The organism is Pedobacter sp. BMA (assembly GCF_001027745.1).
GTDB lineage: Bacteria > Bacteroidota > Bacteroidia > Sphingobacteriales > Sphingobacteriaceae > Pedobacter.
In genome coordinates this window covers 548,939-562,568 of record NZ_LECU01000001.1, presented here as the reverse complement: position 1 = coordinate 562,568, position 13,630 = coordinate 548,939, and the positions used below count along the sequence as shown (strand labels likewise).

The following is a 13,630-nucleotide window of genomic DNA, read 5'->3' as shown; positions in this document are numbered from 1 at the left end:
GGTAAACTATGGTTTACCAGCGGTATAAGCAGGTAATGCTACAAAGTCCATTACTGCACACCAAGTGTAAGAGGGGTGTGGCTGAATGCTGATGCCGACGGTATTTAACTTATATTTCTGATCGAGCATATTGAAGCGGTGGCCAAGGGATGGTACGCCACAATCCAAAAGCAGGTGACAAACGATATCCAGGCTATTTGAATATCCGAAATCTATATTTTCGCTCATGGCTTTGTTGGGAAAGTATCTGGACAGTCTTTTAGAGAATTTATCGCCGTTACTGCTTTCATGGGTATCTAAATTGTTCCGGTTTAGATCCTGCGCATGGCTGCGGCTCAATACCGTTAGTTTTTCATCAGGGTAGAATACCGGCAGGTTTTTTATGCCCTTTAAGTGTTTGAGCAATGACGTGTAATAGGGGTTGTTTCGGGTAAGACGCAATTCGTTGTAATTGCGGTATTGTTTAACTTTTGCGTTGTAGGTATTAAAGTAATCTTCCAAAAAAGTGTAATAAAATTTCTCACCATCAATTCGAATGAGGTTGAGATACAGGATTATATTTTTCTCTTCATTGGTAAGGTAGTTTGCTGTTGCTGCAGTATTGGCTCTTCGAAATTCGGCATCAGTCCACCGCTGGGCATTTGCGGTTCCACTGGCTAAAATAAGAAAGAAAACAGGTAATAGTTTTTTAATCACATTTTTTGCTTTGCAAGCATAACGTGATTTTATGGGGTTTATTTTGTCGGCTTACCGGGGGTGGAGAAACGTGGGTGTGATATTGCCTGACTCTGAGGAATCAGGCAATATTGGTTGTGAATTTTCTACTTATAAAAACATGCCTCCGGAAGCTTCAATCCGTTGTGCATTGATCCATTTTGCTTCTTTGGTGCATAAGAATGCGACAACAGGTCCGATGTCATCTGGCAATCCAACTCTGCCCAATGCGGTTTGTGATGCAATGCCTTTATTCATTTGTTCGTTATCGCGTACCACGCCACCGCCAAAGTCGGTTTCGATAGCGCCAGGTGCAACAATATTAACATTAATGCCTCTCGATCCCAATTCCTTTGCCTGATATTTGGTCAGGGTTTCCATAGCGCCTTTCATTGACGCATAGGCTGCATAGCCTGGCAAAGCAAAACGTGCTAAACCAGTTGATACATTTACAATTCCCCCTCCATCATTGATCAAGCCCAGTGCTTTTTGAGTGAGAAAGAATACGCCTTTAAATTGTATGTTAACCAATGTGTCGAATTGTTCTTCAGTAGTTTCGGCAAAGGGCACATGAATACCAATACCGGCGTTGTTTACTAAGTAATCAAATTTCTCTGCGTTAAACACGGATGTTAATATTGACTTTACTTCATTGAAAAAGGTTTCAAACGTTTTGATGTCAGCAACATTCAGCTGAAGTGCTGCAGCTTTTACCCCGACGTTTTTTAAAAGTTCTACCGTTTCTTCGGCATCTTCTTTTTTCGACTGATAGGTAATGATTACATCCAGGCCTTTTTTAGCCAAGTGTATAGCAGCGTTTTTGCCTAATCCACGACTTCCGCCAGTTACTAATGCAATTTTATTTTGTGTTTCCATTTTGTTTTTTATTTATAGAACAAAGTTGAAGAGAAACTACCAGTAAAAATGGTGATACGTTAAGTAAAAATGGTGACAGCTTAAGTTTTATATGGTGACATTTTCCTTATTTGCCAAGGATTGAAAGTATTCTTCGCGATATTGTTTAGGTGTTTGTCCCGCAAAATGCTTGAAGAATTTGGTGAAGTTTGAGGGGTCGTATGTTAAAATCCGTGCAATTTCAGAAATCGGCATACTTACATTCTGTAGCATGGATTTAGAAATTTCCATCAACCGTTCTTCAAAAAAGTAGCAGGGAGAGTGTCCGGTTGCAGACTTGATGGTATTACTTAAGTGGGTGGGGTGAACATGGATCAGTTCAGCAAAATCACGTACCTCAAACATTTCTGTTGCCCTACCAGACACTATATCGTCGAGGTGCTTATCTAATTCCCGTAAATAATCTGCGGCAATTTCATGTTGTCGGGCAAAGAATTTTTGTGGAATTTTCATACTGGATGTTTTTAGGGTAAACAAATATATAAGAGCAACTGGCGAAATGAAAATTTGCTTTAAGCCGGAAGTAATTTATGACTCAAAGATTATCGATTTCGTTATCAACCAGTTTTGCAATAGCATTCAATTTCTAAGGTGATTATCTCCTGATCCAAATGAACAACCAGGAGACATCCTGTTAAACGCTACTAATTTTGAGTTTTATAACCTTTATTCAGTTTTTCGCGAATGAGCTTATCTCTTTCTTTTTGTGCCATTTCTACTGTCTCAAAAGTTTTAATATTTACTTGTCCTTTGGTTCCGGTTCTTCCAAACCTGACTATTAGTTTTGATTCGTCCAGTGCCGATTCCCAGAATTTGTTACTGCCCATATCTGCAAAAACCAGGCGGTCGAACTTTATATGCTCATATCCAGCTATGGTTTCTGTTTTATCCTGGCTGTTGTTTAATGCATTCACCTCACTGTTTAAAGATTCTACCGGCGCAACACTGTTAAAGGCCGGCAGCTCTGTATCGTCGTCATTATTCTCAATCTGAACCTCATTTATCCTTTTTAGGATGATATCTGTCATTTTTTGAGGGTTATTGAGCCAGTCTTTGGCGAATAAGTGCATGGTTTGCCAGCCAAATGATTTTAGAATAGCAGGCCGCTGATAATACTGTTCCAATAGATTATCGTTGCTGTAATGGGCTTCATCGTCGACAAGGATACTCAGGGTATAAGTTTTATCTGAAGGATGAAGTTTAATTGCGAGCGAACATTTAAATGTACTCTGCCCGACATTTTCCTGTACTTCAAATCCTCTGTTTCCGAGTTCTTTTTTGATCTGTTGCAACACGATGTTACTATCCTGACGGATAACTTGTTTCTTGCTGAAAATCAAACTATCCAGAATTGTTCTGGCCATTTGCATATTGCCGTTTGATACGCTTTCTGCATATTGCAGAAACCTGCGGAAATAGCTTGCACCTTCGTTATATTCATTTGTAATATTGTAGTATTTAATACTGCTTACCACGGCCATGTGTTTTCTGGCACGGCTAAAAATTACATTTAGCCTTTTTTCGCCACCCTTTTTATTTACAGGGCCAAAATTCATTAACATTTTTTTGCGGCTATCAAAGCCATAGCAAACACTCATGATGATGATATCGCGTTCATCTCCCTGAATGTTCTCGAGGTTTTTAATAATCAGGCCAACAAACTGTTCGTCTTCAGTTCTGTTATAAGCTTCTTCCAAAAGCAATTCGAAAGCTTTATCGCTTGCAGCAAGGCTCGATAATGCGTTTTCAATAGCATGTTGCTGTTCCTGACTAAATGCAACAATACCAATGCTGTCTTTGGTTCCATTTGTTAACAACTCCCTTATCAACAATGCAATATAGTTTGCCTCTCCGGTATTGCTGCGTTTTTCGTAAACACTGTCAGGATGAAAATGAAAGCTGATACTCCTGTCGAACAGTGTACCGGCAAATTTGGCCGCATCATCGGGGCTGTTAACTTCAATTGCTTCCTTTTCATTATGATGAACTGTTTTATCAGGAATTGTTAATAAACCTGCTTCGTAAAAGGCATGGTTACTATAACTGATTAGAGTTTCATAATGGCTGCGGTAGTGCCAGCTCAGCATTGTACTGTCGAGTTTTCTGCTTCCCTGTACCAGTAAACTATCTGCATCTGCACTCAGGAGTTCGTTTTCATTATCAGTTTCATCTGTTTCCAGATCATCGGGATCTTCGGCCTTTGCCGAAAAGAAATTGGATGGCGGCATCTGTTTATCATCACCAACAATAATCGTTTGAGGACTTCTATACAATGCGGGGATTCCTTCTTCGAGGGTAATCTGACTGGCTTCGTCAAAAATTACCACATCAAAATAATTTGTGTTTAACGGAAGGCTGTCACTTACGCTCAACGGACTCATTAACCATACCGGCTTAATGTCTTTTAAAACAAGTCCGCTTTCTTTTGCACTTAATTCCCTGATACTTTTATAGCGCATGCTTTTGCCAAATTCATTTTCAAGAATTTTTCTGCCTTCGTTATAATCCTTCTTAAATGCCTTTTGCTGAGGATTTAGCTGACTAGGGGCCATATTACCCAATTCAATATGATCGAGGAAGCGCTGGCGCACTGTTGCCCTTATTTGTTCGGCATTGAGCTTTAATAATTTTTTATAACCCTGCCTGATCTGATTTACTGCCTTTTCGATGCTTTGAATATCTGTTGCTGCGAAAGCTTTATTGTACTGATAAAACTGTTTTAAAGTTTTATTAGCCATTGAAGCTTCTGTTTCAACCGGCGTTATCGGGATACTGTTAAGTAAGGTTTTTACATTTTCAGATGCTTTGCTGTAATCTTTCAATGCAGGAAGTAAATCAGGTAAGCTTTCGATGTTCATCAAAATACTTTCTAAGTCATCCTGCAGTTCATTAAAAGATTTTTGCCGGCTTTGTACCAGGCACAATTCAAGTTTTTCTGCAAGTACCGGAAGGGCCGGATAGATTTTGTTAAGTTTCTTAATTAATGCGGAGGCATCGGGATGTGTAATTAAATAATCTATTTCCTGATCGCCACGTTTTTGTCTGATGCTGCTGATCTTAAGTAATGTATCTTCAATATCTTGGAAATGATAATTTTCCTGCAATTGACTTTTGTTTCGGAGTAAATCATCTGCTGTATCATATTCAGTTTTTAAAAGTTGCAATATGCTCCTAAAGGTTGGCTTTACAAGATGCTGGCTAAAGTTATAAGATTGTTGTAATTGCTTTTTTAAGGTCCTCCAGCTGCCATTTAAAAAACTAAAAAAAGCACCTTCATTTTTATCTGCCAGTGCCAGTGCATTTGCCAAATCCTGCCTGCTTAATTTGTGAAGCCAGTTCAGGTTTTGTTCGGTCAGGTTATCGAGCGTTTGCTGCAACTGTTTGTACTGACTGATTTCCTTATCAAAGGCTTTTGCTGCAGCTGAATTTGCTCCAAGCAACTCTGTGTTATTAAATTCTACAAAGGGTGCAAGTAAAAGGGCATCTTCAGCGAGTTCTGTTAGCTGTGTAAGATAGGTACAGTGTTCGGAGCTGATTTGATTGGTATGGATAAAGTTATCTATATCAGTTAGCGAATGCTGCAAATCTTTAATGAGGTTTTCGAGGTAATTTAAGGGGTTTTCCTGATTAAAAACCTCATCGTTTAACTTACTCAGCGGGTGACCGGCAAATTCGGGTTCGGCACCTGTTTCTTCCAGCTGCTTACTTAGTGCTACAATCATTTCACCAAAATCTACCCATTGCTTATAGTCGGGTACCAACTCTTCCTGACGGGGCTGTAAAGGTAAAATCTGGTTTTTAAGTTCTATGACTCTATCAATCAGCTTCCGAATCGGAATGCCTGCTGTTTCGGGTATTTCGTTATGGTGCTGATGAAATTGCAGTAAGGTATTTAGCTGTACATTGAGGTCGGTGATTAAACTGTGCTTGGTTTGAATAATCAGTTGCAGATCTTTTCTGTTACGGATAAATTCTTCGTAGGTTGTTTTTAAATTTTTGATGAATTCGCGTTTATCTCCCTGACTGTCGTGTATGTAACAGCAAAGTTCATCAAGTCCGTTTTGTTTAAGGCGATGAAATACCACATCCAGTGCAGCTCTCTTTTCGCAAACAAAGAGGATATTTTTGCCTTGTGCCAAAAAATCGGCGATAAGGTTGGTAATGGTTTGACTTTTTCCGGTTCCAGGCGGCCCCTGGATAATATAGCTTTCGCCGGTACGGCTTTGCAGAATGGCCTTTGTTTGTGCAGGGTCGGCTGTGATTACATGATTCCAGTCTTCAAGCTTATTTAAATTGATATGATGTTCCCTGATCTGCTTCGGCTGATTACTGAAAAGTGATTCGAACACCTCATGCTGAACTTTGTTATCGATAACATGGTTGTAATCGCGAACCAGGCTCATTTTTTTATAGTTGAAATTGCCCAGAACCATGTTGCAGGTATCAAAATCCCAGCTGTAGGGGTTATTTGCATTTTCAGTTAATTCAAAAAGCTCACGTCCGTTATTCTGGTCTCCGGTAAGTTGCTTACTGGCCAGTTTTATCTCGTCGTTAATTAAAAATTCAAGAAATGAAGGATTCTGTTCAATTCTTTGTTTAAATATTTCTAATCCAAGGGGTTTAAAATGTTCATGCTGGTAGCTGTATCCAATATTTTTATAGCTGTCTAAACCTGAGTTTTTTCGCAGGCGTTTACGGTAGTTTCCAACAGTTTGTTTGGCTACGCCATGAATGAGCTTTATGAGGGGTTTCTGTATAAACTGAAGCTGTATTCCCTGGTTTGCACTATCTATCTGCGATTTTAAGATCTGATAAAATTGTTCAATACTCATTTCATCAAGATCAACAAAATCGGGCAGTTTAATTCCATATAGTTCACGAAGCTGATTAGCCAGTACCGGGTTTACTTCGGCGGCATTATCAAGAACCTGAACGGTATAATGATCTTCCTTTAATTTTTTTGTTTTTTTAAGTTCTACAGGGATCATCAACAGCGGACTTTGAATACGCTCACTGATATCTTCCTTTAAGTTGTGCCAGTTTAAAAACGTGATTACCAGTTTTAACTGACTAAATCCATACTCCTGAATATCTCTCTGACTTTCTACCCTGATCTTGTCTAACGCACCTGGTAAATAATTGTGATCTTCAAAACGCAGATACTTGTTCAGTACAATTTCTTTCATGCCTTTAACTTTGGCAGAAATTTCACTGTTCCATGTAAAGAGAAGGTCGGGGCGAATACTTTGATAATGCAAAACCATAGGTACACTGCTTACCGTCAGGTTTACAAAACGCATATTGGGCTTATAGTATAACAGCCTGTTTCTTCTGCTGGTATCAAACAACCTGTTTCGTAATTTATTCAGAATAAACTGGCTACGTTCCTTTAGTTCCTTATTAACCCAACCTGCAATATGACTTAAATCGACTTGCTTTTCGATGTCGTAATCGCGGTAAAATTTTAACCGGTGAATCACATCGTACAAATCCTGACTTCTTAACTGCCGATCCAGTTCTGTCATTTCCTTAATGAGTGCACTTATGGTAGGATGTATGCGCTGGTTATACTGAACCGGATTCTGGCGGTATCTGGTAAAGGTAACCAGATCATCCTTGTCGTACAGGTTTAAGCTCAAAGCTAAACTTCCCAATATCAGTCCGAGGCAAAAAATATCTGTCTGCGCATCGTGATGATTGAGTAATATTTCAAAACAGTTGTATCCGGTTAAATAAGCAGGGTAACTTAATGGTTCATTGATAGCTGTGTGAATATGAACCGTTTCGCTGTTATAAGTCCCCTTGTCTATATCGGCCTCTAATTTTTCGCGTTCAACAATATGGAATTGTTTAGATTTCAGAGATTTAAACAGTTCAGTGATTTTCGAAGTATTGTATTGAGGGCGTGATGTGAGATTTTCATCAATATCAATTGCAGCTTCTGTAATAAAGATGGCATCGTCATTATAAAAGGGTGCAACCTGGTTATTTTCGTGAAAACTTAAAACTTCTTCAAATAGCGGGGTCACAAAAGCAATAATATCATCAGTTGCGTACTGGCCCTTATCAAAAGCTGTATTGAGGAAAGTTTTGAATGTAATTTTATCAGGAGTCATGGTTGTTTTTTTAGCAAATGGCAAATTATTTTGAGAAGGATGTTACCGGTGTTTACCCGTCATAAATCTGTTCGCTATCGCTTTCTTTGACTTCATAATAAGCTGACAATGTTTTCTGTCTGTATTGCTGGAGTTTTTTATCACTGAATTTCAGTTCTTTTTTAATTAGCTCGTCAAATGTTTCTTTCAGAAAGAGATCTTCGGCCAGCTGAAAGGCCCACCCCGACGGAACTTCTTCGAGCGACGGATCAGCCATAGCAAAATCCATTAATACATAGCTAAAGTAATCCTTAATGCTCTGATGGGCATTTTTAAAACTTTCAACCATATCTTCTCCAAGCAGTATGCTGTCATCACTCTTATAGGAAGGAAAGTATTGTTTTGCCAGACTCATTACAGTGACTGATTTAAACCACCCTGGTTTTAGCATTAAGCTGATGAATTTTTGGGTTAGCAAGGAAAGCTCTTTTTGTTTAAAAATATCGAGCTGGTCTATATCGGTCAGGCCCTCAATCATGGTCGTAATTTCCTTTTCAGCTTCTTCTTTTTTCATATGCCAAAGCTGAATTGCTTTTGCACGGATAAAGTTTTCGGGATGAGTAGCAGCAGCGGTTTTAAAATTATTATCCCTTGACAATAATTCGTCGGCCTGTTTCAGATAGCTTTCTACGTTCACGTTTTCTAAACCTGTTGAGGCTTTTACCAGACTTGTGATAATGGGGTCGATATTTTGAAGAACAGTGTAAGCGCCCCGATCGCAAAATATTTCGGTATAGAGCCTGAATAGCCTGGCAGTTTCAAACCAGGCGGGTTCGCTGCCGTAATTATTTGCTATTGAAGTAATAATGCGGTCGGCAATTTCCAGATCTCCGTTAAGCATGGTGTAAAGCTTAATATGAGAAAGTTCATGTGCCAACACTGCAAGTAACTCTTCTTCGTTTAATATTTTCGTAATCGAACCACTAAATACAATGTGGGCCTCATTATTTAAATAAACGATATTAGCATTTAATTCATCAGAATATTGCGCCTGATAAACCGTAACAGGTAGTGTGCCGAGGTTAAGGTGTTCTTTGGCTTTGTTAACTTTATCGTAAATAAACTGATCACTTTTTTCATCGAATTTGTAAGTGTTTTTTAACAGTTCAGTTTTAAACTGTTCCAGCTGCTCTTCCTTATTTTTATCAATGGCAAAGAAATTCCATGTTTTTGTCTGATTTTTAAAGTAATCGCTTACTTTTTGCAGGTAGTTATTGATTAAGAGCATATGAGAAAAATTACGTTTCAAGGTACAATTTTCTACTTCAGCTACCGAATGATTTAGATATAAAAATTTTGAGACAAATCATGGCTTCTTGAAATACCTGTAAAAAATAATGCCCTGACTGAATTTATATCAGCCAGGGCATTCAGTTATCAGCTCTGGTTTTTTACATTTTTGTTAATGGAATATCAAAAGTGCCTTCTGTAACTGATACTGAGGTATTAATGCGGGTATCTTCATTCTTAGCGGTGAAAGAAAAAGTGCCTTTGATCCGGTTGCTGGTTTCGCTTGTGATTTTTAATGTGCCGCTATCACTCGAAAATGATCCTGTAGCTGTTTGGTCTTTCATGTAAACACCATCGGCATCGGCAGGCATGGTATAGGTGCCAACTCCTTTATAACTGGAAGTAGCTAAAATCATTCTTTTATCACCATTTACTGTAACGATAGAAAGAACTTTTCCCATAGCGGTATTTGCAGACATAGCTTCGCCGGTAAAACCAGTTGCTATGCCATCAACTTTTGCTGACAGATTATTGGTTGTGCTGTTTATTTCAGGTAATTTAACTGGTACCAGGCTAATGGAAAACTTACCTTCTGTGATTGTTTTTTCGAGCGATGTATTCGTATTTTCCCCTTTAAATTCGAATGTGCCCGTCAGGATTTTATTTTCCGTGTAACTGATAATTTTGATCGTTCCGTTGGTTGTACCCAGATAAGCATCCTGGAGGCCGCTAACACCCTTCAGATAAATAGCCATATTGGTGCCAGAAACATTGTAAGTCCCTGCACCTTTGAAATCGTCGATGGTTAAGCTGAAGCCGCTCAATTCTTTTGACCCGATAATTTGTACTGTTGTTTTGTTACCGAGTGGGTAAAATGCTGCTGCGGAGGTGGTGCATTCGAGTAAAATACCGTCAATTTTTCCACTCATTGTGGATTTTCCCTGCTCAGAACTCCAGTCGATTTCTTTTTTGCAGGCAGAAATGATGATGAGGCACAGGCAGGCCAGAACAATAAAAAGTTTGTTTGTTTTCACGAGCGTAAAATTGTGATAGTTATTTGTTTGATTAATTGGGTGCTAATATAAGTTTTTTAGGGATTCAGTTCAAATGTGTTTTAGGGGCTTAAAAGGTCCAAAAAAAAGTCGCAAGCTTTTGCTTGCGACTTCATATCTAAGTTAATGTGTTGAGAAATGTGTTTCTGGTTAGGCCAAAAGTGTTTTCCAGCTCACCGCATTGCCGATAATGTTGCCTAAATCGGCAATGGCTATACGTTCCTGTTCCATACTGTCGCGGTGACGAATGGTAACTGTACTGTCTTCCAAGCTCTGGTGATCTACTGTTAAGCAAAAAGGTGTACCAATGGCATCCTGACGGCGGTAACGTTTACCTATCGCATCTTTTTCTTCGTAAATACAATTGAAATCGAATTTCAATGCATCCATAATCTCACGGGCTTTTTCAGGTAAACCATCTTTTTTGGTTAGTGGGAAAACAGCCACCTTGTAAGGTGCCAAAGCCGGGTGTAATCGTAATAAAGTACGGCTATCCTGCTTTTCTTCTGTACTTAAGTCCTGTTCTTCAAAAGCATTGATCATGGTTAAGAGGAACATGCGGTCTAAACCGATCGATGTTTCGATAACGTATGGAACATAGTTACCGTAAGGTTTACCCTCTTCGTTTAAATCGTTATCGAAATACTGCATTTTCTTTCCAGAAAACTCCTGATGTTGAGTTAAATCAAAATCAGTACGGCTGTGTATACCTTCTACTTCTTTGAACCCAAATGGAAATTCAAATTCTATATCCGTTGCAGCGTTAGCATAGTGGGCCAATTTCACGTGATCGTGGTAACGGTATTTTTCCGGATTAGTTCCCAGCGCTTTATGCCACTTCAGACGTGCGTCTTTCCAATATTCGAACCACTTTTTATCCTCTCCCGGACGAACGAAGAATTGCATTTCCATCTGTTCGAATTCGCGCATACGCATAATGAACTGGCGTGCAATTACCTCGTTACGGAAAGCTTTACCTATCTGTGCAATACCAAAGGGAATTTTCATCCTTCCAGATTTTTGAACATTTAGAAAGTTTACGAAAATACCCTGTGCCGTTTCCGGACGGAGGTAAACTTCGTCACTGCCTTCTGCCATTGCACCAAACTGGGTGCTAAACATCAGGTTAAACTGGCGGACATCGGTCCAGTTTGAGGTTTTTGAAATTGGGCAGATTACTTTGTAATCAACAATCAAATCTTTTAGTTGTGCAAGATTCTCAGCTTTCAGCGCCAGATTCATTTCAACTTCCAGTGTAAGGCCTTTTTTTACAAATCTCCAGCTTGCTTCATCTACAAAAGGGTATTGTCCGGCATCTAAAATTGAATTTTCTTCTTTAAATCCGGGAATCCAGCTTGCCTGTCCTTCGTCACTTAAGCCTAGTATTTCCTGTTGGAATTCTTCGAACTTTGCTTTGTTTTCCGAGCTAAAGTTAGCCAGCTCTGAATATAACTCGTCAATTTTGTTTTCTAAGAGCTGATCGGCCCGATAACGTTTTTTTGAATCTTTGTTATCGATCATTGGGTCGTTGAATCCATCTACGTGACCACTTGCTTTCCATACTTTTGGATGCATAAAAATTGCAGAGTCGATGCCAACAATATTCTCATGCATTTGAACCATGGCTTTCCACCAATATGATTTGATATTGTTTTTTAGTTCGGCACCGAGCTGGCCATAATCGTAAACAGCACTTAAGCCATCATATATTTCACTGCTCTGGAATACAAAACCATATTCTTTAGCGTGTGAGATTACATTTTTAAATTGTTCGTCGTTATTCTTTTGAGCCATAATAGAGGCAAAGATAATAAAAAGGCGGAGGGTTTAAAGGTAAGCCGTAAAAGGCGCTCTCACATCGTCCAATTTTTTCTATTTTTGAACCATGAAATTTCGTCAGCTGCTTTTTCTTGCTTTTGTTGTTGTATTTACCTCGTGTAAGCAAAAGGAAAAAGTTCATCATTATATTCGTTTTAATAATACCGGGGAATTATACGGTTTTTTAAAATGGACACCGGAAAACCGTTTTCCACTAATTAGTGCGCACCGGGGTGGGCCGATGCCTGGATTTCCTGAGAACTGCATTGAAACGTTTGAAAATGCAACGACTTTTAATCCTGTGATTATAGAGTTTGATATTGCGTATAGTAAAGATTCTGTAATGGTGATTATGCATGATGATCAACTGGAAAGGACATCAACAGGAAAGGGGAATATCGGTAGTTATACTTATGAAGAATTGAAAGCATTTAATTTAAAAGATTATGCAGGGAAAGAGACCAGCTTTAAAATTCCTACTTTAGATAGCGTTTTGAGTTGGAGCAAAGGAAAAGTTCTATTGACTATAGATTTAAAAAAAGGGGTCTCCTATGCTAAAGTAATTGAAAAGGTGAGGCAATATAAGGTTGAAAGTAATTCCATTATCATCACCTATACTGCAGATCAGGCCAGGGAAGTTCATCAATTGGCGCCCGATTTAATGATTTCAGCATCTGTTCAGAAAAAAGCGGAGTTGAAAAGACTGAATGGTCTGGGAATTCCAGATAGCAGGATTGTTGCCTTTGTTGGCGTTTCTGCTCCGGAAAAGGAATTATATCAGTTTCTTCATTCTAAGGGAATCACTACTATACTAGGTACAATCGGAAATATTGATAAAAGTGCCATTACTAGTCCGGCGAAGAATGTTTATTATCATTTGGTGAATAATGGAGCAGATATTCTTTCGGGCGATAATTTGCCTCAGGCTTCGGAGGAACTGAATAAGTTCAGGTATAATAAAAAGCTAAGTTCGGAGCACATTAACTAATGATGACAACTGACTTCTAATTAAACAACATGAGTATTTCAGTCGAGAAACTTAGCAAACATTACGACAAACAGAAAGCGGTCGATTCAATTAGTTTTGATGCAAAACCCGGGCGTATTTTGGGTTTTCTTGGTCCGAACGGTGCAGGAAAATCAACAACCATGAGGATGCTTACGGGTTATCTGGAGCCCACCTCGGGTAATGCAACGATTTCGGGTTATAACATTTTCACCCATGCTATAGAAGCTAAAAAGCACATTGGTTACCTCCCTGAAAATACACCGCTTTATATGGAAATGTATGTGAAAGAGTTTTTAAGTTTTGTTGGGGAAACTTATGCACTTAAAAACCTATCGCAGCGGATTGACGAAGTCGTCAAACTGGTAGGGTTAACTCCAGAGCAACATAAAAAGATAGGGATGTTATCTAAGGGGTATAAACAGCGGGTGGGAATAGCTCAGGCCATTATCCATGATCCAGAAGTTTTAATTCTGGATGAGCCAACTTCTGGGTTAGATCCCAATCAACTGGTAGATATCCGGGCGTTAATCAAGGAGCTTGGGAGAAATAAGACTGTAGTTATCTCCACGCATATTATGCAGGAGGTTGAAGCAATATGTGATGACATTATCATCATCAGCAAGGGTAAAATCGTTGCGAACGATTCTCTTGAGGGGATAAAGAAAACATATGGGGATAACTCACTAGAGCATATTTTCAGGAAATTAACAGCTTAGGATTTTTTATATTTAGCGGCA

9 protein-coding genes are annotated in these 13,630 nt (G+C 39.0%); 2 read left to right on the top strand and 7 right to left on the bottom strand.

From position 1 onward, the window contains the following. Window positions 1-6: 6 nt before the first annotated feature. The 7 genes from AB669_RS02225 to AB669_RS02195 form a co-directional block, all read right to left on the bottom strand. A complete protein-coding gene (locus tag AB669_RS02225) occupies window positions 7-696 on the bottom strand; it encodes a CAP domain-containing protein (RefSeq protein WP_047797622.1) in 690 nt (229 codons plus the stop codon). 129 nt (window positions 697-825) lie between these two features. Continuing rightward, window positions 826-1,590, bottom strand: coding sequence for an SDR family oxidoreductase (locus AB669_RS02220; RefSeq protein WP_047797621.1), 765 nt, complete (start codon window positions 1,588-1,590; stop codon window positions 826-828). Window positions 1,591-1,677: 87 nt separating this feature from the next. Further along, a complete protein-coding gene (locus AB669_RS02215) occupies window positions 1,678-2,082 on the bottom strand; it encodes an AraC family transcriptional regulator (protein ID WP_047797620.1) in 405 nt (134 codons plus the stop codon). 191 nt (window positions 2,083-2,273) lie between these two features. Next, a complete protein-coding gene (locus AB669_RS02210) occupies window positions 2,274-7,745 on the bottom strand; it encodes an AAA domain-containing protein (protein ID WP_047797619.1) in 5,472 nt (1,823 codons plus the stop codon). Between the two features lie 52 nt (window positions 7,746-7,797). After that, entirely contained in the window at window positions 7,798-9,012 is a 1,215-nt protein-coding gene (locus tag AB669_RS02205) for a M48 family metalloprotease (RefSeq protein ID WP_047797618.1), read from the bottom strand. Window positions 9,013-9,175: 163 nt separating this feature from the next. Next, window positions 9,176-10,048 (bottom strand): DUF6252 family protein, encoded by an 873-nt coding sequence (locus tag AB669_RS02200; RefSeq protein ID WP_047797617.1) that lies wholly within the window; start codon window positions 10,046-10,048, stop codon window positions 9,176-9,178. Between the two features lie 168 nt (window positions 10,049-10,216). Then, window positions 10,217-11,860, bottom strand: coding sequence for a glycine--tRNA ligase (locus tag AB669_RS02195; RefSeq protein WP_047797616.1), 1,644 nt, complete (start codon window positions 11,858-11,860; stop codon window positions 10,217-10,219). A 91-nt stretch (window positions 11,861-11,951) separates the two neighbouring features. On the opposite strand from AB669_RS02195, the gene AB669_RS02190 reads away from it, so the two are divergent. Further along, window positions 11,952-12,872, top strand: coding sequence for a glycerophosphodiester phosphodiesterase family protein (locus AB669_RS02190; RefSeq protein ID WP_047797615.1), 921 nt, complete (start codon window positions 11,952-11,954; stop codon window positions 12,870-12,872). A 29-nt stretch (window positions 12,873-12,901) separates the two neighbouring features. Continuing rightward, window positions 12,902-13,609: an ATP-binding cassette domain-containing protein gene (locus AB669_RS02185; protein ID WP_047797614.1), complete on the top strand. Its 708-nt coding sequence runs from the start codon at window positions 12,902-12,904 to the stop codon at window positions 13,607-13,609. Window positions 13,610-13,630: the final 21 nt, after the last annotated feature.